The organism is Chroococcidiopsis cubana SAG 39.79, from assembly GCF_003991895.1.
In the GTDB taxonomy this organism is placed as follows: domain Bacteria; phylum Cyanobacteriota; class Cyanobacteriia; order Cyanobacteriales; family Chroococcidiopsidaceae; genus Chroococcidiopsis; species Chroococcidiopsis thermalis.
In genome coordinates this window covers 1-22,517 of sequence record NZ_RSCK01000040.1, presented here as the reverse complement: position 1 = coordinate 22,517, position 22,517 = coordinate 1, and the positions used below count along the sequence as shown (strand labels likewise).

Genomic DNA, 22,517 nt, shown 5'->3' with positions numbered 1-22,517 from the left:
CGCAATCCCCTCTTGCCCAAATGGGATATTCTTATCCGACCTGCCTCATAGGTATTTTGTTTCTTGGAGATCGCCTAACTGCCCTCGGCATCAAGCGAAGATGAAGTTCGGTCAAGCCGCGAACGCACTCATCACCAACTCCCGATGCGAGCAGCGTAACTTTTCTGCTGTTAAATACTTCTGGGCGATCCTTTCCCCTTCCGTGTAACTAATTGCCTTTTCCATCAAGCAGCGATTCTCCACCCACACCTGATACAAGTTCCACTTCGGGTCGTAGACGACCTGCCACTCGACTGCCTTGGGGACTGGGGCTGGCGGCTGTGAGGGGGCTTGAATGCTGCTGTAGCCATCCAGATAACCTTGAGAGTAAGGACAGCTTGCTTGTTTGCACATGGGTGGCATCCGAGCGGCAGCATCGTGTTTCCCGTGGATGCAACCGCTTTCGTATTCGGCGATTGCTTCCCAATCGGGTTGGGGTTGACGATCAGTCCGATCGCCCTTTAATTGGGCTGGCTGTTCTGATTCTATGTTTTCCGATACGGCTGCTGTTGGTTGTTGTTGCTCTACTGTGGCTTGAGGCGCTACAATCCACTCCTCAGAATAAGAAGCGGATATAGGTTTAACTAGCAGCCGCACTCGTCCATCGGCTAACACTTCTCTTTCCACTACCTGCATCAACGGAGTGAACGGAGCGCGAATTTCGTCTCCAACTTGAGCAGCGGCGGTTGGTTCGTCCCAGATTTGGGGAGTCTGGACTTGTGCAATCGGTTTTAGGTGCGTTAACATTTTGATACCTAGTGATAGGAAACAATTGCCTGTAGCGATCGCCCTGGTAAGTTGAGCGCTACAGGCTTTGTAGTTTTGAAAATTCAGTCAATTCTCGACAATAAATTATTTCTTCATCTGCCCTGCGCTTCAAGCGTTGACCACAATGGGTAAGGTCTGTCTCACCTAGCCTCGCGGCTATTTCTCACAGGTCATCCACATTTGATGTGGGGTGGGCGGTGGTTCGGCAGTTCCGCTCTCTGCTACTCTGTTGTTTATATCCTTAATAGTAGTACCCCTATTAGTAGCAGTCAATAGCTTTCTCCCTTCTTTTCTATTAGTCTTAGTAATACTACTGACAGTTAAGTATTACTCACAGTAATACTAATTACAGGTAGACAACTTATAAGGGTACTACTTATGATAGGAGTGAAAGCTTGAGGATATGCCAGTGAAAGTTTTGCTTCAGGAGGTTAGAAAATCTCGTGGATTTTCCCAAAATGACTTGGCGCGTATGATTCGGATGTCTCCTCAAAATATTCAAAAAATTGAGCAGGGAGATGCTAAATCCCTAACTTTTGTGACTTTAGGACGATTATGTAAAGCTTTGAGCTGTCAACCAGGCGATTTATTAGTTTATGAAGACGATCCCGACCGAAGTGACGAATATGAAGGAATGACTCCATCAAAGGAATTTACCGTTAATAGAGATGCGGTCGAAGGTCGCCCTTCTCAACAACGTCGGCAATCGCGTTCTTCAATCGCCATTGTTCTTGACTTACCAGAATCTGCCTAAGCTATAACTATTTTTTGCTGCAACCAATTCCCTATTTATTATCGGCTCAAAATAATTTACTGTTCTGATAGCCGCCACTGTTCTTACGACCGATCGCACTATCTGAACGAAAGTTAAAACAGCGCCCCTCCAGTGTTAGTTTTCCAGTCTAGTCACCAGGGGGGTACTGCGATCCAAACTATTTATTGTTGGGATACGACAATGACTAATTTAACAGTTATCGAGCGTGATGGCATTCTCGTAGTAGATTCCCGTTTAGTAGCACAAAGACTGGGAATCGAACACCATACTCTACTCAAAACGATTGACAAATATTTGGCGCGGCTAGAAGCAAAATCGCCAGTTCGATTTGAAGTAGATGTGGTGAAACGCCCACAAGGAGGAGGTTCTCCTACTCGCTATGCTTTACTAGATGAGCGACAAGCAACACTATTGATGACCTACAGCCGTAACACCGAGCAAGTTCTTGATTGTAAGGATGCATTAGTTGACGCTTTTGAAAGAGCCAAGCAAATCGTCAAACAAGGCATCTCTGCTCAAAACCCAGAAACTAAGCGAATGAAACTAGAGCTAGAACTAATTCGTGCCAAGCAACATTACCAGGATACCGGACATGCAATCGCGCTTTCCACCAGTCCCGCTATGTTGCAATGGCTACGTGGTGAAACTCCTCCACCTCCAAAAGTAGAGTATCGCGAGCGCTTCGTCGATCCTGCCACCCGTCGAGAAATCGGGAGTTCCAGCGGGCGAAGCCTCACCCAGTTAGTTACCGATGCTGGGCTAAATCCCAAGTCCTCAAAAGACCGCCAAAAAGTTAAGAAAATTCTTAAATGTCTTGGTTTTGACTACGACAAAATGCAGTGTTGGGTCAATGCGTCATACCTGCGAGAGTATCCAGTGTTAGATGATGATACATACCGAGTGGTGCTAAAGGAAGTATTAGCAGAAGTTACCCAATCCGAGTCCCAACCAAATCTGTTCGTACATTCATTGCAAAGATCGAGCTTTACTCCTAGTAGTGCGCCTGATTGCTTAGAAAGAGAACCATAAGTGCAAAGTTGTACGCTCCTACAAACAAGCATCAAATCCAAGCAAAAATGGCGATCGGAAGTTCTAATGAAGTTGTGGAAGTGTCAAAAGTTGCGAATCTTCAGTGATAACTAAGGGGGTTTGGGGGAGAAGATATACAGTACTCTACACAGCTAACTGGCTAGCTGTTGCTCGCTATATTCCTGCGAGAAAACGTCAGCAGGACTTACTTTTAATGTTCGACAAATCGCGATCAAGTTTTCTTTTGATGGATACGCTTCCGGATCGCTATATAACCTATATGCCGTTGACTGAGGCATTCCTGTCATTTTCCAAAACTTATAACCGCTGATCCCTTGTCGTTCGCAAATTGCTTTGATGTTATTGATCATACTACTACCCCCTTGTAGTCCCATTCTATGAAACTAAGCATACAGAGTCAACCAATACTCCAACGGCGTTGACATACTCACGAGGATGGAGTAAGGTAGCTGTATTGAGGCAATCGCATCACCGACTAAAGCTTTGCGATCGCCAGTCCCATTCTTCAGGAACCAGATTAATCATGACATACCTGTTCGACTTAGAGCTAGATTGGAAGCGGATTGAGCAAGAACAAGAAGCAAGACAAGATTTGTACTTAAGTGGGATTGACGACGGCTATTCCAGAAATTCTTAGAAAGACAGCGATGAGTTGTATCTGCACGGTTATATAGAAGGATTAAAGCGATATAGCGAAGAACTATCTTGCAAAATTCAAAAGCGGCTCGATGTGAACGGAGAATCAGAAAACATTGAGTCTGTTTTCTAAAAGTTGCCGCGAACAAGTACAACGCACTTCACAGCCAACTCTCCCTCAGTCTCGCATAGAGAGTTGGCACAAATGCTCGATCGCCTGTAATGAAATGTAGCTAGGTGAAATACAAGCACCTTTGGAATGCAAGCAATCTAATTTGGCTAAGTATGGAAACAACAAAATTACTGCTGTCTAACTCCATCCCCACACCAGTAGAGTTGGCAGTGAAGTTGAGGGATACGCTCAAGACCAGAGCATCGGACGGGGCGATGTTTTTGCAGCAGTTGCATTACTGGACGCTGAAGGAAGAAGGAATTTTACGTCAAGGAGTTCGCTGGATCTGGAATACCTACAAAGGTTGGCTAGCTCAATTTTCTTGGTGGAGTGAGTGGGATTTCCGAGTCATTACAAAGGCTTTGCGCGGCTTGGGATTGATTGAGTTCGAGCAGTGGCGTGATTGCGGGCGCGACCGCACTGGCTGCTACCGGATCAATTACGAGCATGAATGGCTTCAAGACTTGAGCGCTCCCATCTGTAGTCCAGTCTCGGATGCAATCGGAGAACACTTAACTACTCCAACCGATGCTTGCGCTACCGATAGAACAGAAACTACTCCTGAGATAACTACACAAATAAAGCCGCAAAAAGAAAAAAATCTTCCGATTGATGTAGAGCAGACGATCGAGAAATACTACGACCAACTCAAGTATTACCAAATCTATCCTCTGATTTGGCAGAATGACGTATTGATAGAAAATCCGCAATTTATCCCCGTGCGACGGGCGTTGACAAAAATTGAGCGCTCCATAGCCGAGCGAGCAATTGAAGCCTTTTTGCGCTCGTGCAGGTCGAACCGAAAATTCGACAATCTGTATGGGGCGCTTGCCGCTGCAATCTACGGTCGCTGGGGAGGTTGAAATGAACGATTCTCCATATAATGCAATCGCCATCCTCCGCCAGAAGCGTTCGGTTCTAGAGTCATTGTCTGCAAACGTTTTGTATTTGGCACTCGATGAAATCCGCCGTGATGGGGGGACGCAGCCGAGAGCTGCTATAGACCTCAAGCACGTCAAATTGCTAGAAGAACAGATAGAAGACGGGCAGGAATTAGAACCCGTGACGGTGTTCTACGATGGCGAGTCCTATTGGCTAGCAGATGGCTATCATCGTTTTACCGCTCATCGCAACCGAGGACTTGAAGCGATCGCTTGCGTCGTTCGTCAAGGTACTCGTCGCGATGCCGTCCTCTACTCGGTGGGGGCGAATGCCGAGAACAAACCCGCACTCCCGCGCTCTCGGGAAGACAAGCGCCGTGCCGTGATGACTCTGCTCCAAGATCCCGAATGGGGAGAATGGAGCAACTACAGTATTGCCAAGACTTGCCGAGTGAACGAGAAAACCGTGCGAAATCTCCGCTCCTCTCTCACTACGGAAATCCGTAGTGAGGAATCGACTCGGATTTATAAAACCAAGCACGGTACAACTGCAACGATGGCTACTGCCAGCATTGGGAAGGCGCACTCAACTCGATTGCCCGATCGCCATTGCGTAAAGTGTGACTCCACTGCTCAAGTGGAAGATAACGAACAAAAAAGATTTGTTGTGGGCGATCGCATTACCGTTGCCGCCGACCATCCCCTGCTTCCCAATCGCTCTGGTACAATCTCTCAAATACCTAATTCTAATGCTGCTGTTGTGGAACTAGACACGGGAGAACGCGAGTTAATCGCACTCAAGTACTTAGCACCAGCTACTGCTCAACACTTAAAGTTAGAGATCGCTGGACTAGTGGAGATTCATGCGCCCGACAACGACAAGATCGACGGTCGTGTTGGACGTATCGCTACTGTGAAAGAAAATAATGTCGAGGTGTGGCTGCGCGACGTGGAAACGATGACGATGCATAGTTATAGCTTGAAGCCCCAACAACTAACTCCCTTACCCCTAGAACGAGAGCCGCAGCTTGTAGAACTAAGCGATCGCATTGCTCTTTTGCGCTCGTGCGATCTCGACCCGTTTGAAAGAGAAATTTTGTCGATGCTAGAGCGCCCCATCGTGCTCACACCGACCGAGTTGGAATATCTCGTCGGGATCGAGAGGCGTTACGGCATCGTGGAGAAATGAATGATGTTGAGGTGATCGCTTCCACGATCGCTGCGTCAACGGGAACGATATTGGTCGATCACAACGCTTGCATGAGCGAAATGCTCAACCATGTCCGTGCTGTAAGTGCTGCAACCGCCACGAGACGTATTTTGGTCAGAGCTTTCGGCTAGCACGACTTAACTATTACGGTCGAGCGAGCTAGTAAAGTTAGTCTTCTGACTAGCTAGTTGTTGCCGTTCGCAGACTAGGACAGTGCCGCGATTTCCCCGCGTAATTCGTAGTTCCTCGTCGAGGTAAAGAATTTCTAAGCTACCTTTTGGCGAGCGATGCATCGTGAAAGAGACTTCACCCGTGTGCGAATCTATCTCTTGAGGAGGAACTAGACCAAACACGAGCGCAAATGCCCCAGAGGTCAGTTTTTCTCGCCAATTTCTGCTACGCTGGCTCTGTTGCCCAAAAACCGCCTTCCATGCCGCCATCTGCGCGGGGTCTTGCGGCGCGAGAATCCCACCCGTAAATTTGACCTGCAAGACTGTATCTTGAATTGGTTGACAAACTCCAAGATTGCGGACAACTCCAGCGAGTGGGGGAAAACGGTCGTCTGCTATTGTAAATTTCACAACGATATCGTGGCTACGCTCTGCGCTATTTCCTAAAGGTAAGACTGGTTGTAGAACTCGGTCGATGACAACTTGAAGCGATGCTGGTTGAAACATATTAAATGCAAGACGACCGAGTGTATAAACAAACTTGCCATCCTCTCGCTGCTTTCCTTGAGAAAAATTTGGGGAGCTAATTAACAACCATTCATCCTCTAATAAAGAACCGCAGCGAGCCGGAGCAGGAGTTGGGTTGAAATTGCATAGCTCTTCAATGGCAGCAACTACGGCTTGATTTTTAGTATTCCCCCTGTGAACGGCAAGAGCTTCACGTAGTATTGCTTTAGTAGATTTTCGTCGTTCAATTTCGAGCGCCATATAGTTATGGAGTTTCTAATAAACTGTTGCTACTTTGTCTGGCAAGTGCTGCTATTTTTCACATTAAAACGGTTGGCAACATATTACAATAGCTACAAATTTTTGCAAGCTGGAAAAAAATCCACTGCTGCTGGTAGACTACGATCGTCATCCTAAAATAGGCAAAGCAAGTATTAAAGCGAGAGTTAGGAGTTAACCATTCGCTATCTGAAATAGTTTGTGCTTAGATCGGTCGATTTAGGACATTCTCCCTTACGCGGTGTTGAAGGAGTAGTTGAGAACTATGGTTAAGAAAGTCGCCATCTTGGGTGCAGGTCCGAGTGGGATTCTCTTTGCCCACTATCTATTGCGTCGTGACGGTTATCGAATTGATGTTTACGAGCGTCGAGCCGATCCGAGAAACATATCGTTTGAGAAGTCTAGAACCTATCCTCTAACTCTAAATGAAAGAGGATTGAGCGCTTTGAGAAAAATTGATGGATTAGAGTCAGCGGTTAAAGCTCAGTCTGTGGAGATTCGAGGAATCATAACTCATCGTCACAATGGTAGAACGCAATTGTTACCTAGAAACAAGCCTATTTTTGCTCTCGATCGGACTAAGCTAGTAAAGATCTTGTTGGATAAGCTGACCGAAAAGTACGACAGTAATCGAATCAACTTGCATTTCAATCATCAGTGCGAAATTGTTAACATTGGGACAAGAACGATAGAGTTGCAACCACTTAGTCAAGAGGTGTACGGGCAGCCAAGTAAGAAGTTTGCTACTGGTTACGATCTTCTTGTAGGCGCGGATGGAGCGCGTTCTGTTGTTAGAAAGTATCTTCTAGATACAGAGCTGTTTGAATTCGAGCAGAAATACGTCCCGTTTGATTACAAACCGATTTTCTTACCCTGCGATCTAGAAAAAGTAGATATCGACCTAAGACCGGGCTACATTCATAGCTGGAGATTAAATGATGGCACTACTATTTCGCTCGTACCGATGTTAGACAAAACAGCTAGTGGTGTAATTATATTTCCTAAGGCAAAAAGCCGAGCGAACGGTCTTTTCAACAAAGATCGAGTTTTAGACTTCTTTTGCCGCAATTTTCCAGAGCTGGGTCAAATTATCCCTGAATCGGAAGTTGAATCTTTTCTTGCCAGACTCACATCGACAGTGTTGACAACTCGCTGTAGCCATTATCACTATGGTGATAGCGTGTTATTGATCGGAGATGCCGCCCATACGGTGTCTCCATCTTTAGGTCAAGGTTGCAATTTAGCACTTGAAGATGTAGCAGCGTTTAATGATTTGTTAGACAAATACTCTGACAATTTAACGGAGGTAATACCGGAGTTTAGTACTCGTCGCCAGCCAGAAGGCGATGCCCTACTAGAGCTTTCTCAAAATCCGTTTCCATTCTCAAAATTGTTATTTGCTGAATTTCTTCTCAGACAGAGTATTGCTAAAATCATGAACAAGATGTTTCCCAACATTTATCCACTTCCCTTATTTGATTTACTGTCCGAAGCTACAGTTTCTTATTCAAGAATACTCAAATTGAATCAAAAATGGATTTTGAAAGTGAACAGAATTAATAATAGGCTAATACGTCAAGTCAAGTGATGTTTTTAACTTTAGCTGTAGATTGATTTTAAGAGTTTAGGAAAGCGCAATTAATAGTAATTAGTTTTGTCTCAACGAGGTTTTAAGAGCTAGCTTACAAGTTAATTCAAAAGGGCTATTTCTAGAATTTAGACTTGAAAAGTTTTACGTTGTTAAAAATCATGAGTAAATTCTTGGATGTTTGTATTATCTTAAGTTTTCCATCAATCTCCTTATCTTACTTGTTAGCGGTATTGCCGACACTAGCACAAGTAGTTCCAGATAACACGCTTCCTATTAATTCCATTGTCAGGACTGAAGGTGAGAACAGCAGCATTCTAGGAGGAACTAAGGCAGGCAATAATCTATTCCATAGTTTTGAGCAGTTTTCTATTCCAACTGGAAATACAGCCTACTTGAACAACGCTCTAGACATTCAAAATATATTCAGTCGAGTTACGGGTAGCTTTATTTCCAATATTGATGGTTTAATTCGTGCTAACGGTACTGCCAACCTATTCTTACTCAATCCCAACGGAATAATATTTGGTCCCAACGCCAAATTAGATCTTGGTGGTTCCTTTATTGGTAGTACTGCCAGCAGGATTGAATTTGCTGACGGAGTGAGATTCAGCGCCACAAGTCCTGAAGCTCCGCCTTTATTAACGGTAGATGTACCTGTCGGCTTAGGATTTGGGAGCAACCCTGGAAGGATTGTCGTACAAGGCAAGGGTCATTCTTTAGTACCGTTGTTTGCGCCGCTCAAACTGGGCGAGCGCTCAACTGGACTTCGTGTGGAACTAGGGAAAACGCTAGCTCTGGTAGGTGGCGATCTCAGCTTAGATGGCGGCATTGCAGCTGCTGAGGGAGGATCGGTGGCTCTGGGCAGTGTTGCTTCTGGTGAAGTTAGTCTAATCCAAACTTCAACTGGTTGGAGTTTAGACTATCAAGGAGTAAAAAACTTTAAGGACATTCATCTGTCACGTCAAGCTTTAGTCGATGCCAGTGGCGCTGGTGGGGGTTCTATTCAACTACAAGGCGGTCGCGTTACGCTCGCCGATGGGTCGCTGGTTTTAATCCAAAATCGAGGTATTCAACCAGCAGGGAATATCAGCGTGAATGCAACGGAATCTTTAGAAGAAAGCGGAACTGCCTCTAATAGCAGTACCCCTAGTAGTTTGTTTAGCGAAACTGTGGGTCTTGGTAATGGTGCAGATATTTCAGTTTCAACAAAAAGGTTAAGTCTTCAAGGTGGGGGTAGGATATATACCAAAACTTTTACTCCTGCCAAGGCTGGCAACATCACTGTGTTAGCTTCTGATTCTCTACAATTAAATGGATTTTCGCCCGTTAATCCTCTAATTATGAGTGCTATTTCTACATTTGCTCTAGGTACGGGGAATACGGGTTCTGTACAGATATCAACTGGAAAGTTAACTGCTTTAGATGGAGGATACGTGTCTTCTACTACCTACGGCAGTGGTACGGGAGGAGATGTATCAATCGATGCCTCTGACTCTATTCAACTTATTGGGGCAAACTTGAAAGTTTTTGCTCCTAGTGTCATTGGAGCTTCTACCTTCAGTACTGGGAAGGCTGGTAACGTAACAATCAATACGCCAAGCCTAGAAGTTTTAGATGGAGGAAGAGTTAATGCTTCTACTTTAGCTAGTGGCGCAGCTGGGAGCGTGACTATCAATGCCTCTAACTCTGTAAAGGTCAGTGGTATCACGCCCGGCTCTCGCAATCCCAGTTTAATCGATTCGTCTGCCAACATCGTAGACGAAATTACAAGACCTTTTTTAGGAGCGCCGCCAGTACCTTCCGGAACGTCTGGAGATGTGACGATTAAAACTAAAAGATTGAATGTCTCCAATAGCGGTCAAGTTAGCGTGAGAAATGATGGATTAGGCAATGCTGGAAAGCTACAGATTGAAGCAAGCTCGATCGAGCTAGACAATCAAGGTGGAATTACAGCTGCTACCGCATCAGGAGAAGGAGGAAACATATTTCTAAACTCGCAAAACCTCCAACTGCGAGATGGCAGCAGTATCTCCGCCACTGCTGGGTTAGAAAGAGGTGGAGGCAACGGCGGCAACATCACCATCGACACCGATACCCTAGCTGCCTTGAATGGTAGTAGTATCACTGCTAATGCCTTCACAGGCAGAGGTGGCAACATCCGCATCTCGACTGCTGGAATATTCCAGTCCCCCGACAGTATATTTGATGCCAGTTCCCAGTTTGGCGTGGACGGGACGGTGGAAGTACGCAATTTGGGACTAGAACCAGACGAAGCACTCGTCCCCTATAACGAAGTCTTCATCCCATTTGAGCAAGTCATCGCCAATAGCTGCTTTGCACCACGCAACAAGAAGCGGGTGCGGCTCGTCGTCACGGGCAACGGTGGCTTCCCCGCAGGACCCGGAGACTCGGTAATGCCGATGCCCTTGTTCTCCGCCGAGGGGTTAGACGAGGAGTTGGAGCCGCAATCACCTCCACAAGATAGTCCAGCACCTGCCGATGACGAGTGGCACTTAGGAGATCCGGTAGTGGAAGCGACGGGGATTATCAAGACTAAGGATGGCAGGACGTTGTTAGGAATGGTGGGCAGCAGCTTGCCAAATGCAGAAGACGCGATTTGTCAGTAAGATGAGTGCCGCGTGACAACGAGCCGCCGCTGCTGCCGGTGGATTTTCCCCTCTGCTTCCAAGCGCTGGAGGATGGTAGTTACCGTAACGCGATTCGTCCCCAGTGTCTGAGCCAAGTGCTGATGGGTCAGCGGCAAGTCAAGCAAGCGACCGTTCTCCACGTCACGACCGAATTTCTGACTCAACCAGACGAGTAGTTGCCACAACTTATGGGATAGGGGATTGAGATGAATGATGCTCAAGAGTTCTTCGGTTTGCTGCTGGCGGTGAACGAGCGCATCTGTTAGCTGCGACCACTCGTGGTGGGGGTAGCTACTGATGACGACATCGGTAAGGCAGTGGAGTTCGTAAGGTTGGACTCGTGACAATCCATGACCGACAATATCTCCCGCTTCCCAGTAGCCCAAGCAAACCAGCTCGCCCTCACTAGTCCAAGTCATGCTGCAAACGACACCTGATTTGATTTGCCATAAATCTGTCTTGTGTTCCGGCAGCCGTGCGCGACGGACAAATTGCTGTTGGAGCGGTGGAGTAACTAAATCAGCAAGCGGTTTTAGCGGTTGCATCTTACCCCTCCAATTGAGCTTTGGGCTTTACCAACTAGCACAATTAGAGCCACTAGATACATTGATACAACAGCTAGAACGGGATAAACAAGGAGGTTTTGGCTCATCACTTCACACCAAATCAAGTACTAACAAGTGAATTAGAGGAAAGTCATTTTTTCCCAAGTTATGCTACTGACTTGAGTGACTTGCAGCTAAGCCCGATTTCAAAAGAAAGCGGCAATAATTTCAGTATCTCAAGACACGTTTGGCAGAAAAGAAATCTTTTTTAATAAACCAAAATCTTTCTTGATAAAAATGCAGTTCAATGCCTGTATTTTCCCGAACTTTAGCTAATTGACAAATGATGAGATTGACACTTAATTGACAGGATTTTCATTTGATTGGAGTATAGAGGTGACAGCAGTAGAACTCGGACTGAAATTTGTCAAGTACCGTGAGCGAGAAATAAGGACGGGCAAGCGTGGTCATGTATCAGCACCATTTATCGCACTTAGAAGATGAATCGTCCGAACCCAACCGCAGAAAATCGAGAACTGCTGCTTCAAGTGCAGTGCGGGAGTGGCACATGCCATCGGATAGCTTGAGTGCAAACGAAGCGAAAGGCTTCCAACTACAGCAGCAGCAACGGCAAGTAGTTGTCATGCAGCTACAGTCTTTTGAACAAGTGACACAAGCCGTCCAAATTTTCTGGCAGGGTCAAACGCTAATCTTAGACCTGACTCAGATGGATACAATCCAAGCACAACGAACAGTAGACTTTGTGGCTGGAGCAAATTACTCAATAGATGGGCAGCAACAACACCTAGCACCAGGGCTATTTTTGTTCGCACCCAAGGGCGTTCGCTTAGCAAAGGCTGTCGTTGAAACTGCCGAGTTGTAGAATCGTGAGCTTTGTGTTGGCAGGACTGTAGCTGGTAATTCTCGTCACAGGAGCGAATTATTAATGCAGCTCGAAGATATTCGATACTTTTTTACCAATCCCCCAGCGATTTATCTGAGCCCTGAGCAAGCAGTTTGCTACGTGCTGTCAGTGTTGTTGGAGGGCGAATCTTACGGGACTGGGCTAATTCGACAGCTCGAAGGCGAATATGGCAACTATCGTCTCTCGGACACGATCCTACGTGCAGCGCTGGAATTTCTCGAATCAGAGGGAGCAATCTGCGGTAGCTGGCACAAAGGAAAAGGGCGCGGACGACCGCGACGGGTGTATCGGCTCAACCCCGCATGGCAGGATGAAGCACGAAAGCTAGCGCAATTGTGGCGTGACTTTACCACTACTCAGCAGCAAACAAGGCTGAGTGTTGCAGTTCGCTCGCCAAAGCGAGTGGCACGAGCGTAGTGGCTGTTGCATCTTACACCGATGACAATGAGAATTTGACTCCTGGTTCGTGAAGTAAAGTTTCCCAATCGCTATCACAGACTTGGGAAACTCCCTACTGCATTTGCCGAGCGCTTATCGCTTCGTCACAAACCTGGGTAGGCGGAACGATTTGTCATCTTGGCGATCGCTACCAGCAAAGTAAGCCCAAGAGCCAATGCTGGCAGCTAAGAGCCAGCCGAGGATTAATACTGCTACGGGAAGCGCGATTGAACTATCCATCTCATAACCTCCTACAATTTGAGATTTGCCGAACTAGTCGTGCGCGCACAGCTCCTTCTTAACAAGGGGATCGAGAAGCGTCAACATTTCTTAAAGGAAAACGCCCAATTGTTACGTATATATGCATAACTCTCAGAAAGCCCGGCGCACACATTGCGGTTTGGGGATCGCCACCAGAGGGTGAGGATTTTGCTTCCCAGTCACACTTTGAGTCGGAGCCAGCCAACCTAATTATGAGAAATTACGACTAATGTGAGATTGACTGATGCACTGTTTTGGACAGATTGCTCCGATTGTTGGCATCGACGACAAAACGCTCTTTGGCAAGGTGTGGCAACAGACTGAGGTAACTCTCTCGACTTGTCCTGAGCTACTTCAATTGGATCTGGCAGCATTCGTGCCTTGGAACTACAGCAACGAGCGCGAGCAGAGCTAACCGATCGTGCTTGGGCTTGGAATGATATCGCTACCTATCCCAATTTCGGCAGCTTGCCAGTCGCCTTGGACGCTTTCTGGAAAGATAATATAAAAACATCGTCAAAAAACGTAGGTGCTGAGTGTGCGAAGGCTATTCTCCCCGGCTCAAAAACTTCTGATATTGCGTCGCGCTAATTATCAGTGCGAGATTTGCGGTGTATGTTTAAGTCGGGACAATTTTGAAGCCGACCACAGAATAGCTTACTCCCAGGGAGGGGCAACCCAAGTGTGGAATGCCTTGGCTTTATGTAAAAACTGTAACCGTCAGAAGTCGGCTCGACCTTACCATAGCTAGGAGTAGCACGGTGGACAACTATTTCCTTGCCTATCACCAGCTCGTGCTGGCTCGAATTATATCAGGGCAAACGCAACTGTACCCTCATCAAATCAAAGCTTTGCTAGCAATCTATCAAAAAGCTTGTACGGGAGAAATGGATTTAACCGAACGAGCTGCGGCTTTAATTTTGGCAGGAGTCGGTACAGGGAAGACATTGATGCAGGCGCTCGTCCCATACATAATAGCTCCCTGGATGCGGGGAAGACAGGCGATTTTCTTGAGCGATAACTGCACATTGCGTAATAGATTTGTCAAGGATTTTCCCTGCGATCGCCAACATCGACCGATTTACGAGCGGTGGCTGCTGTATAGTTTGAAAGTTTTGCCTTCTGGTGTTGTGCCACCCCGAATAGTAGAGCTAGATGCCAGCAATTTCAACAGCTACGCCTACACCTTACATCAAGCAGATATACTCGTAGGCAATCGCCAGTTTTTGGTAAATCTAGTGCAACGGGGCGATCTCGAACCAGAATCAGTTGGTGTGATTATCTGCGATGAGGCGCACTTTTCTGCCGCTGCTAGCTATCGCACTATTTTCAGCTATTTCAAGCATTCTCTGATTACTTATTTTACGGGTTCCAAATTTCGTTCGGACAGTCAACCCTTACCCTATATACGTTATGAAGAAGTAGAAGATGCGGACGAGTTTGGCAAAAAGGCGATTAGATACGCTCCGGTGGCAGATTATGAATTCACAATTCAGGATGCGTGGAAGCTAAATCCTTCTCCCATCAAAAAACTGATGTACAAAGAGGCTACTAGCACTGCGTTCTTGGTTGAAGAGGACGGTCAGGAGATCGAGTACGATCCAGAAGAATTTCTTCTCAAAGCACAAAGCGATCGCGCCTGGTTTCGCCAAATTCTCTTAGCTGATTCCTTTTGCTTGCCTGTGCTAGAGATGGCAGTCCAAATTCTACTCTCCAAGCGCTCTACTACAGGACAACCCCATGCCATGCTAGTGCGGGCGCTGAACATTTCTCACACTCACCGCGTTGCAAAGCTTTTAGAAGAAAATTTCCCCGCCCTTGAGGGGAAAGTGGTTGTCATTCACTCAGAACATGAGCAATACGATCTGGCGGGTCGTGCTAGCGTACTGTTAGAAAAATTCTACGCTGATGAAAAATACGTCATAGTTCATTGCGGAATGCTGGGCGTAGGTTTCGATCACAAATTTATCTCAGTTTCCTGTTGCTTATGCGTTCTCAAATCAATGTCTCCGGCAGAGCAAGAATGGGGGCGGGCGTTGCGGAAAGTGTCAGGAGCGCCAGCATCTGCTTTTCCAGAAGTGACTCATCCTAACTGGGCTGTGGTTGTCACCCATTCAGCACTGGGTTTGCGAGAGTTATTCGAGCAGTTTCAGCATGGTATGGCATCTGATGCGATCAAAGATGCCCCAAAAGACAAACCAACTAGGCCCAGACTTATAGCCGCTTACGAAGCAGGCGAAACTGTGCTGAAATTATCCAACACTAGCACGCTCAAACCAGGAGATCTATTAGAGCTGCGCGTGCCTGTGGTAGAACAAGATGCACTTGTGCCAAAATTTTCTTTAATCGAAGAACTCGAACGGACTGAGAGTTTATCAGCCGCAAATGCCGAGCGTGCACTATCCCAAATGTCTTCAAACGGTAGCAGCAACTTGGAAGCAAACGCGACTCAATTGGAGATTGGCTTGCCACTAGAGCGCGATCGGCAACCTTCTGTATTGCCTTGGCAGAAGGAAGTCGATGCAATAGCTGAGAAATTAAACCAAATCAGAAGCCAGAGAACTTACCAAGTACAAGTAGAAGCAGTGCTAGACGGTAGGCAAGTACAAATCACCCCCGCTTGGTCTGATATTCCTTCGGGTGTAGAAATTACGAAATCCCGAGCTAATTTTGAACTCCCCACAGCAACGTTTTTGCATCATGTCGGCTTAGATTGGCAGATCTTGGTTGAAGGGGAATTGATCTCCTTCAGCAATTACAAGAAAAAAACAGTATTGCAACAGCGCGGCATGGACTTAGATGCCGAGGGAGAAATTGTCCTTGGTGGTGTGCGGCTGAAAGATACACTGCCAGCAGCCGCCTACGATATCTTTCTCAAAGGATTGGAGGCAGAGTTAGCAACAGCAGAGGTAGAAGTTCCCCAGAGCGATCGCGTCGTGCGGCTCGATCGGGCTAAGCTAGAAATGCAAGCGCGGTATGGCTCGCAGGTACGGAGCTTGGTGAACGAGCTATTCATGCAACGGGGGCTAATCAAGGATGGCGCTCACGGCTGCTCATTAGTGGATCGTCCCGTGCAACTATTAGCAGCAGCGATCGCTCGCGTGCGAGAAAAAGGACACGAACCCAATTTCGCGAACAATTCCACTCTGCTACATTCGGCAGCATTTGGATATATCAAGGAGCAAACAGGTTGTGGTTGGTCGGAGCATCAAGGTGAAGAAGAATACCGTAAAGCAGTAAAATTAGCACGTCGCTTCGTATTGCAGTTGAGAGAGCAGCTCCAGTGGCGCTCTTGGCGCTAGAATATACTTGATTTCTACTTTTAATTAGTGAGCGGGCTTCCCCAAATCACTTTAAAGGGTTTGAAAAAGACGAGATTAACGATTTCGGGAACATCAACGCCAGTGTCGAACACGCTGACAAAAGACTCCTGCTTACAGTATTCCCAGATACTTATACATTTTAATACGTTTGAATTCTCGAATATTGCTCTAGGGAAGTAGTTGAAACCCCATTCCTACATGGGTGAAGTGAGCATCTTCAGTGAGGATTGCTATAATACCTAATTCTCGCATGACAACCATTGAGGTTAAATCGGTAAAGGAAATCAGTGGCTTGTCGAGAAATTTGGAACGAAGTTCCTCTGCCTGGGTAAAGCGTTCTTCGGTAATGCGGATAAGGTGAAAGTTGTTGGCTGAAAATGCTGACAACAGCCCTTTCATGGATTTTTCTGCACGAGGGGCAGGGAGCCGCCGGAAGAAGAAAGTAAACGTTTCATCTAGAACGTAATCTGTAGTATAAATTTGTCCGCCTTGGGCGATCGCTTGCTGATAAGCTTGAGTAGCTTGCTGGTGGTATCGTTCTCCTTTATCATGTAGAGCCAGCCAGCCCCAAGTGTCAATGAAAAGTTTATCTGTCATAGAGTTCGTCATCTAAGTTGGCAGCAAGGCAACCGCAATCTACTGCACCGATGAATTCTGAAAGTGGATCGACGGAGTGATCGGTTTGCGCCTGTAAAGTTGATTCCTGGGCATGAGAAAGGTGTTGAACGTACCGTAACACCTCGATAAGCTGTTGCTCTGGCAGTTGCTCGATCGCTTTGAGGAGAGCTTGTTTAGTAGTCATCGCAGTTGCTCAAATTTGCTCTTTATTATATTCTGCCTGGATTTAACCCCACATTCCGCTGGTTAATTCTCCAGTTTTGGTATTTTCCAGAAGCCTAGTTAAACAGAGCTTTCAGCCAGAGACCGAACCTAATGCATCTGTGCCGGAATAAAATACCGCCTACAGGCAATACCTGAGTTCCTTCCGGTAACCCTTGTTTTTTTTGTTGACGGGATAACTAATGCAGTTTAAATTTGTCTGTACAACGAGGAGCAGTTTAAATTTGTTTGTATGACGAGGAGGAGTATTCTTGTGCAACCGAGTACGAAATTTATTACTCTGACCTCTTATAAAGGTGGTGTGGGAAAAACGACTAGTGCTGTCTGTCTGAGTTGCTTGTTTTCTAACTACGGTCAAGTTATGCTGATTGACTCCGATCCAAATCGTTCGGCAACAGCTTGGGCAAGTTCGGGAAACCTACCGTTTAAGGTGGCAACCGAGAACACGGCAACGAGGCTGATGGCAAAGACTCACTTTGATTTCGTTGTGATTGATACTCCTGCCCGACCTGCTGAAGCTGAAATGCAGGAGTTAGTTGAAGGATGCGATTTACTATTACTCCCTACAACGCCTGACTCGCTCGCCATGAAAGCAATGATGCTTACCAGCCAAAGCTTACCTAAAGGAACAAATTACCATATCCTCCTAACGATGGTTCCGCCGCCACCACAGAGAGATGGAGAAGATGCGCTAAAGGTGCTGCAAGAAAAAGATTTTCCGGTTATAAAACAAGGCATTAGATTGCTGAAAGTCTATAAAGATGCAGCAGCACTAGGGCTACCTATTAGTAGTATTAAAGGAGGTAAAAAAGCATGGCAGGATTGGATAGAGCTGGCAAAACTCAGTCCGATATCCGAGTTGATAAATTCCGAGATATCCTAAACTTCGTTCCCGAGAATTTAGAAGAAAATGCGGCAAATGGTGAGCGAGATGAAATAAATTTAGACGGTAAACATCAAATTGGGTTGACCGAGATTTATTTACCTCAACAGCAACCACGTCGTTATTTCGATCCTCAAGCTTTAAAAGAGTTAATTGCTTCAGTTAAACAGCATGGTATTCTTCAACCTTTACTCGTGCGCTCTCTCCCTTCAGGGAAGTATGAATTAATTGCAGGAGAACGGCGTTACCGTGCTGCGAAAGAAGCCGGTTTAGTCAAAGTTCCTATCATCGTCCGAGAGCTAAGTGATGAAACTGCTTTGCAGTTAGCTCTAATAGAGAACTTGCAGCGGGAAGATCTCAACCCTGTAGAAGAGACTGAGGGAATCTTGCAACTACTAGCACTCAAGTTAAAAATAAGTTTAAACCAGGTAGCTTCGCTACTATATCGAATGCACAATGAAGCCAAAGGAAAAGTTACCCCTAACGTTATGGGTAGTGTGTCGAATCAGATCGTCCGGGAGACGTTTGAAGCTATCGGGTTGATGGATTGGGAATCTTTTGTAACTAATCGCTTGCCTTTACTGAATCTCCCCAACGATACTCTAGAGGCTTTACGCCAAGGAAGGATTGCCTATACAAAAGCTCAGGCAATTGCTAGAGTCAAGGACGAAGCTCAGCGACAAGCTTTGTTAGAAACAGCGATCGCAGAAGATTTGTCTTTGAGTCAAATTAGAGAACGGATAAGCAGTATTACGATCGAGCAAGCAAATTCAATTAGTAACGAGACTTCATCATTGAAAAGTCGTATGGATGCAGCTTACCGTCTTGTGAAGAAGTCAAAAATTTGGGCAGATCCCAGGAAGCAAAAACGGCTGGAGAAGCTTCTATCAGAATTAGAAGCATTAGCCTCTAAATAACTATTTCTTTCGTTACTATAGCACTTACATAGCAACAAGATTTTCCTATCCCATGCCATCGAAAACGATTTCTGTTCGAGAGTACACGGTACGCGCTCACGAGCGCACAATTCACACCCGCCTGTTTAAATTTATCTGTCAACAGTGCACTCAGCCAACAGAAAGGGAGACATATGGAGCTAGACCGCTATACTGCGAGAGTTGCCGTCCACCAGGCTTGCGAGCGCTCGAAGATCCAAAGTCTAAAAAGAAGAAGCCTAGACCCGTACTGGTTAAACGAGCAAATCACAAAGCGAGGGCGTAACGGCGCTTGGTAGAGGGCAATGGAAGATGTTGCGAAAGTCGAATGTTGAGCGAGGAAGGAGAAGTATTTGGAGAGCAACAAACTTACAAAACAGCAATAGATACGCAAAGGGGGGGAGAGAATGGGTAGCAGGGTTGCTCATGCGCTCGCGGCTAAGCTTTTGGTCAAAAAGTCCGAGAGCATTTCCGCTCTGCAAGCAACCCGCACAAGCAACCCATCATAGCGAGGAGTAGCGCTCCAAAGAACGAGTGCGTACAATCCCTACCGCGCCTGCTATCTTAGGTAGAGCAGATTCCCTCATCCCTGACGACTCTATGATGGAAAAATACCGCAAACTAATCAAACGCCAACGTTTTGAAAAGACCGAAGAAAGCACTGATTCTAGAGCGAGAATACCTTCTCTAGACCAGGCTGCACAACCGATAAAGTCTCCAGATGCACCTGTTGAGGAGCAAGCGATCGATGAGATAGTGGAAGTGCCAAGCTCGCCAGCGCGCTGGGAATCTTTAGGTGTATATCCGTCGAATTCATCCACATATTCTCAGTGGCAGCAAGAGTTGAGGGAAATTGAGCGGGAGCAGGCGAGTGATGTCTGGGAGTCTTGTCCCTATGACTAAAATGTAGTAGTTCTAGCCTTACGGGAGTTTTAGAGCGATTACACAAGCGAGAGAACAACTTGGTTTGAGATTGTCCCTGCTGGAAGAAAATTTCGGGATTGAGCCTTTGTGTGAAACCACTCCGAATCTCCGATTCATCCCGTTGATTTTGAAGAAGTAGTCCTGACCAAACTTTGCCTGTATTCAGCATTCTCAATCCTTAAACATTTATGTTTAGTCTGATTGTGAGACAGCGATCGCACGTAAAGAAACCCAGATCCCAGTAGGGCTGTAAAAATCTTCCCGTTGTTCTAACTCAAAATCTCCCGACAGAACAGCTAGCCAAGTTGTGACTAATAGCATTTTCCGATCTGACTCTAGAGTGGTTGAAGAATGTATTTGTTCTACCAGCTCGACCAATGGTAAGCACCTAGTTGACGTACTCGTAAAACAATCGGCGATCGCGCCTATCCAAGTCGAAACGTCTTCGCCATGGGCAACCTCAAGCGCTTTTTGTTTCTTTTCTTCATCCGACTGCGGTGAGGAGACGGCAATTTCAGAGTTATGTTCCAATTGTTGCACCATTTCCAGCACGGCAGATTTATCGACTGGAGCGACGATAGAAGATTCCACCTTAAAGCTGGGTACGCTACGACGCTTGCGCTTTGGAGCGGGTGCGATCAAATCGCTCAAATCCACTGCCATTGACTGCCGCACTAAATCTGAAAAAAAACCATGAGATACAACTGGGTCACGGTAGGAATACTCCCAGTTTTCGATCGACACCTCAGCGCGTAATGCAAGTAGTTGTGCTACTTGAAGCATTGTCTCCCCAGCGACTTGCAATTGTAGAGACTTGGGCAGTTGGCCGATTATCGAGTCAACCCACTCTAACAATGCTCTTAAATCGAGAGTTTCAGGGGTGAGCCTTGCAGCTTGTAGTTGACACATAAGAAGATTCAGTTGCTCGGTCGCCATCATCTGCTGGGGGAGAATTGGTAAGGGTTAAGGTGAGCGGCATGGTAGGAGCAGGGACGCACGGGGCATTGAGCAATTGAGTGCTGCTCCTCACGGGCAAAGCGTTCAAATCCCGTTCGCCTCCCATGACCGTATTTCAAGTAAAGCGCCTCCAGCAACTGAAGAGCATACTCTTTGACTAAGCGAGGCGGATATCCAAAAGTATGTTCTGGTCGAGTCATCGCTTTGGGAGCATTCCCCAGCCAGAGTTCGGCACAAATAGCATGAATGACGACTTGATCGTTCGGCTGACGGGGTTTGTCCAGGTAGGTATGCAGCACCACATAAGGAATTTCTGGAACGGATACTACCACTTCGTCAATCATCGGACGGCGTTGAATCGGTCGCTGCCTGCCCTTACGGTAATACGAGCGCTTACTATGGCAAGAATCTCCAACCCAACAACCATCGCCACCACAAGCAGCATCGTGAAGTTTTCGAGCTTCTGCTGGTGTGAGTAAGCTACACGCCCAACACTTTTCATTTAACGGTCTAGACATTGAAGAACAATAATGTGGACAACGCTTAGCTTTGGTTTTCTGCGGCAATAACTTTCGCCAGCAAGTCTGGTGCAATCCGAAACCCCGCAGTTGCTACCAGAGCATCGATCGCTTCCGACAGAGAGTGTAATTCGCCTTTATGTTTCGCCCGCAGTAGAATCCCCAAAACTCCAGTTACCCTTAACCCAAGGGACTTGGCAACCTTGCGCCCATCTCGTTCATCCAGTAATGTCCAATCTGCTTGCATTTCCATTGCTAGAGCAATCGCCTCCGCTTCACCTTTATCTAGAGTTTGTTGCAACAATTTAATGCTGGAGAGTGAGTTGACCGCTCGTACCTGAATCCATCCTGCCTTTAGTGCTGCTTGAATCTCCTTCGAGCCTGGTCTGTCCTCTTGCACTTTTAATTCTGACAACACCGCAGGTGGAATCTGCACCGTTTCAAACTGCTGATACATCAGCTCAAGCTGTCCCACAATTGCCAAGTTGAGAATTGGCGACGTATTACTCACCACTGGCATAATTCAGGTCATCCTCTAACTCCTGATTCGTATAGTGTCGTAGGACTCCCCGTTGTCCTAACAACTGTCCAAATTCATAATTATCCATTTGGGCTAGCTCTCTAGCTTTACCCAAAGATAGCAACTCTTGAGCGTAAAGAGCGATCGCTAACTCCTGTAGTAAAGCTTTCTCAATCCGAGTTTCTGGCAGTCGGATAGCAGATAGTACCTCGTCAGGAATAGACAGTTGCAGACTCATGGGATGAAGCACGATTTTGGATTTTCTCTAGCTTATCACCTCTGTGGTCTGCTAATATTCTGAGAATAATTACAGAAAGATAAGTGAAGTTATCTTTACCTAGTATGAGCGATCTGTCCGACTCCAACCCGATTCTGCCTATCGTTATCGTTCCGCTTGACGGCGGGCGACAGCAGGAGCAGTTGCGCCAAGAGCAGAAAGACACTCTTGCAGACTTACGCCATTGGCAGATAGAAGAATTCTTGCGGCAGACGGGGAAGGCGGAGAATACGCAGCGCTCTTATCGGCAGCAACTGAAAAAATTTGCCTGCTGGTGCAACAAGTCTTGGCTGGACGTAACAGCTAGCGATCTTGGCAAGTACCGCACCCAACTGAAGCAACAGGGGCTAAAGCCTACCACTATCAACCACGCGCTCGACACTTTGCGCTCGTTTTACCAGTGGCTGCGGCGCAGTAACGGTTATCCAGTCAACCAACCTCTCCC

Annotated in this window: 27 protein-coding genes and 1 pseudogene; 17 read left to right on the top strand and 11 right to left on the bottom strand. The window is 46.6% G+C overall.

Translation table 11 applies throughout. The features are described from left to right. Window positions 1-111 precede the first annotated feature (111 nt). Entirely contained in the window at window positions 112-786 is a 675-nt protein-coding gene (locus tag DSM107010_RS21245) for a hypothetical protein (RefSeq protein WP_106169339.1), read from the bottom strand. Window positions 787-1,216: 430 nt separating this feature from the next. On the opposite strand from DSM107010_RS21245, the gene DSM107010_RS21240 reads away from it, so the two are divergent. Further along, window positions 1,217-1,561 carry a helix-turn-helix domain-containing protein gene (locus DSM107010_RS21240; protein ID WP_199755676.1) on the top strand — a complete coding sequence of 115 codons (345 nt, stop codon included), beginning with the start codon at window positions 1,217-1,219 and terminating at the stop codon, window positions 1,559-1,561. A 201-nt stretch (window positions 1,562-1,762) separates the two neighbouring features. Beyond that, window positions 1,763-2,611 carry a Rha family transcriptional regulator gene (locus tag DSM107010_RS39905; protein ID WP_199755675.1) on the top strand — a complete coding sequence of 283 codons (849 nt, stop codon included), beginning with the start codon at window positions 1,763-1,765 and terminating at the stop codon, window positions 2,609-2,611. Between the two features lie 152 nt (window positions 2,612-2,763). Here DSM107010_RS39905 and DSM107010_RS21230 read toward each other — a convergent pair whose 3' ends face one another. Further along, a complete protein-coding gene (locus tag DSM107010_RS21230; RefSeq protein ID WP_039711823.1) occupies window positions 2,764-2,982 on the bottom strand; it encodes a helix-turn-helix domain-containing protein in 219 nt (72 codons plus the stop codon). Window positions 2,983-3,050: 68 nt separating this feature from the next. On the opposite strand from DSM107010_RS21230, the gene DSM107010_RS21225 reads away from it, so the two are divergent. The 3 genes from DSM107010_RS21225 (at window position 3,051) to DSM107010_RS21215 (ending at window position 5,510) form a co-directional block, all read left to right on the top strand. Beyond that, entirely contained in the window at window positions 3,051-3,269 is a 219-nt protein-coding gene (locus tag DSM107010_RS21225) for a hypothetical protein (RefSeq protein ID WP_127023881.1), read from the top strand. 284 nt (window positions 3,270-3,553) lie between these two features. Next, on the top strand, window positions 3,554-4,303 hold the full coding sequence (locus DSM107010_RS21220) for a hypothetical protein (protein ID WP_106169342.1): 750 nt from the start codon (window positions 3,554-3,556) through the stop codon (window positions 4,301-4,303). A 1-nt stretch (window position 4,304) separates the two neighbouring features. After that, the gene (locus tag DSM107010_RS21215) at window positions 4,305-5,510 is read left to right on the top strand and encodes a ParB/RepB/Spo0J family partition protein (protein WP_199755674.1); all 1,206 of its coding nucleotides are present in this window, start codon (window positions 4,305-4,307) and stop codon (window positions 5,508-5,510) included. A 158-nt stretch (window positions 5,511-5,668) separates the two neighbouring features. Here DSM107010_RS21215 and DSM107010_RS21210 read toward each other — a convergent pair whose 3' ends face one another. Next, window positions 5,669-6,469, bottom strand: a complete 801-nt coding sequence (locus tag DSM107010_RS21210; RefSeq protein ID WP_127023878.1) for a PAP/fibrillin family protein — start codon at window positions 6,467-6,469, stop codon at window positions 5,669-5,671. Between the two features lie 283 nt (window positions 6,470-6,752). Between DSM107010_RS21210 and DSM107010_RS21205 the strand changes: the two genes are divergently transcribed. After that, a complete protein-coding gene (locus DSM107010_RS21205) occupies window positions 6,753-8,075 on the top strand; it encodes an FAD-dependent oxidoreductase (RefSeq protein ID WP_106170335.1) in 1,323 nt (440 codons plus the stop codon). A 161-nt stretch (window positions 8,076-8,236) separates the two neighbouring features. Further along, window positions 8,237-10,705 (top strand): beta strand repeat-containing protein, encoded by a 2,469-nt coding sequence (locus DSM107010_RS21200; RefSeq protein ID WP_127023875.1) that lies wholly within the window; start codon window positions 8,237-8,239, stop codon window positions 10,703-10,705. Here DSM107010_RS21200 and DSM107010_RS21195 read toward each other — a convergent pair. Next, a complete protein-coding gene (locus tag DSM107010_RS21195; RefSeq protein WP_127023873.1) occupies window positions 10,699-11,271 on the bottom strand; it encodes a Crp/Fnr family transcriptional regulator in 573 nt (190 codons plus the stop codon). The genes DSM107010_RS21200 and DSM107010_RS21195 overlap by 7 nt on opposite strands. A 469-nt stretch (window positions 11,272-11,740) precedes the next feature. Between DSM107010_RS21195 and DSM107010_RS21190 the strand changes: the two genes are divergently transcribed. Beyond that, complete coding sequence (locus DSM107010_RS21190) at window positions 11,741-12,154, top strand: cell division protein SepF (RefSeq protein ID WP_106170190.1); 414 nt, start codon at window positions 11,741-11,743, stop codon at window positions 12,152-12,154. A gap of 63 nt (window positions 12,155-12,217) precedes the next feature. Continuing rightward, a complete protein-coding gene (locus tag DSM107010_RS21185; protein ID WP_106170193.1) occupies window positions 12,218-12,613 on the top strand; it encodes a PadR family transcriptional regulator in 396 nt (131 codons plus the stop codon). A 114-nt stretch (window positions 12,614-12,727) separates the two neighbouring features. Here DSM107010_RS21185 and DSM107010_RS39900 read toward each other — a convergent pair whose 3' ends face one another. Further along, window positions 12,728-12,874, bottom strand: coding sequence for a hypothetical protein (locus tag DSM107010_RS39900; protein WP_181246516.1), 147 nt, complete (start codon window positions 12,872-12,874; stop codon window positions 12,728-12,730). Between the two features lie 297 nt (window positions 12,875-13,171). Between DSM107010_RS39900 and DSM107010_RS38620 the strand changes: the two are divergent. The 3 genes and pseudogenes from DSM107010_RS38620 to DSM107010_RS21175 all read left to right on the top strand — a co-directional run. After that, a pseudogene (locus DSM107010_RS38620) lies at window positions 13,172-13,351 on the top strand (IS1 family transposase); the annotation flags it as partial. A gap of 73 nt (window positions 13,352-13,424) precedes the next feature. Continuing rightward, window positions 13,425-13,646, top strand: coding sequence for an HNH endonuclease (locus DSM107010_RS43050; protein ID WP_127023871.1), 222 nt, complete (start codon window positions 13,425-13,427; stop codon window positions 13,644-13,646). Between the two features lie 10 nt (window positions 13,647-13,656). Further along, window positions 13,657-16,197: a DEAD/DEAH box helicase gene (locus tag DSM107010_RS21175; protein ID WP_106169299.1), complete on the top strand. Its 2,541-nt coding sequence runs from the start codon at window positions 13,657-13,659 to the stop codon at window positions 16,195-16,197. A gap of 189 nt (window positions 16,198-16,386) precedes the next feature. On the opposite strand, the gene DSM107010_RS21170 is transcribed toward DSM107010_RS21175, so the two are convergent. Then, window positions 16,387-16,815, bottom strand: coding sequence for a type II toxin-antitoxin system VapC family toxin (locus tag DSM107010_RS21170; RefSeq protein ID WP_106169300.1), 429 nt, complete (start codon window positions 16,813-16,815; stop codon window positions 16,387-16,389). Then, window positions 16,805-17,020 (bottom strand): hypothetical protein, encoded by a 216-nt coding sequence (locus DSM107010_RS21165; RefSeq protein WP_106169301.1) that lies wholly within the window; start codon window positions 17,018-17,020, stop codon window positions 16,805-16,807. Before DSM107010_RS21165 ends, DSM107010_RS21170 begins: the two co-directional genes overlap by 11 nt. 291 nt (window positions 17,021-17,311) lie before the next feature. Between DSM107010_RS21165 and DSM107010_RS21160 the strand changes: the two genes are divergently transcribed. From DSM107010_RS21160 to DSM107010_RS21145, 4 genes are all read left to right on the top strand, one after another. After that, window positions 17,312-17,941 (top strand): ParA family protein, encoded by a 630-nt coding sequence (locus DSM107010_RS21160; protein WP_158631833.1) that lies wholly within the window; start codon window positions 17,312-17,314, stop codon window positions 17,939-17,941. Further along, entirely contained in the window at window positions 17,872-18,858 is a 987-nt protein-coding gene (locus tag DSM107010_RS42365) for a ParB/RepB/Spo0J family partition protein (RefSeq protein WP_106169303.1), read from the top strand. The genes DSM107010_RS21160 and DSM107010_RS42365 overlap by 70 nt, the downstream gene beginning before the upstream one ends. A 52-nt stretch (window positions 18,859-18,910) precedes the next feature. Beyond that, entirely contained in the window at window positions 18,911-19,162 is a 252-nt protein-coding gene (locus DSM107010_RS21150; protein WP_106169304.1) for a hypothetical protein, read from the top strand. A gap of 248 nt (window positions 19,163-19,410) precedes the next feature. Then, a complete protein-coding gene (locus DSM107010_RS21145) occupies window positions 19,411-19,779 on the top strand; it encodes a hypothetical protein (RefSeq protein WP_127023865.1) in 369 nt (122 codons plus the stop codon). Between the two features lie 213 nt (window positions 19,780-19,992). On the opposite strand, the gene DSM107010_RS21140 is transcribed toward DSM107010_RS21145, so the two are convergent. From DSM107010_RS21140 to DSM107010_RS21125, 4 genes are read right to left on the bottom strand one after another with little or no spacing between them, the layout of a single operon-like run. Beyond that, window positions 19,993-20,709: a hypothetical protein gene (locus tag DSM107010_RS21140; RefSeq protein ID WP_127023862.1), complete on the bottom strand. Its 717-nt coding sequence runs from the start codon at window positions 20,707-20,709 to the stop codon at window positions 19,993-19,995. Between the two features lie 26 nt (window positions 20,710-20,735). Continuing rightward, the gene (locus DSM107010_RS21135; protein WP_127023859.1) at window positions 20,736-21,275 is read right to left on the bottom strand and encodes a hypothetical protein; all 540 of its coding nucleotides are present in this window, start codon (window positions 21,273-21,275) and stop codon (window positions 20,736-20,738) included. 25 nt (window positions 21,276-21,300) lie between these two features. Then, on the bottom strand, window positions 21,301-21,795 hold the full coding sequence (locus tag DSM107010_RS21130; protein ID WP_127023856.1) for a PIN domain-containing protein: 495 nt from the start codon (window positions 21,793-21,795) through the stop codon (window positions 21,301-21,303). Further along, entirely contained in the window at window positions 21,779-22,033 is a 255-nt protein-coding gene (locus DSM107010_RS21125) for a UPF0175 family protein (protein ID WP_127023853.1), read from the bottom strand. Before DSM107010_RS21125 ends, DSM107010_RS21130 begins: the two co-directional genes overlap by 17 nt. Before the next feature lie 83 nt (window positions 22,034-22,116). Between DSM107010_RS21125 and DSM107010_RS21120 the strand changes: the two genes are divergently transcribed. Beyond that, window positions 22,117-22,517: phage integrase (locus tag DSM107010_RS21120; protein ID WP_199755673.1), on the top strand; the 401-nt coding region annotated here is incomplete at its 3' end.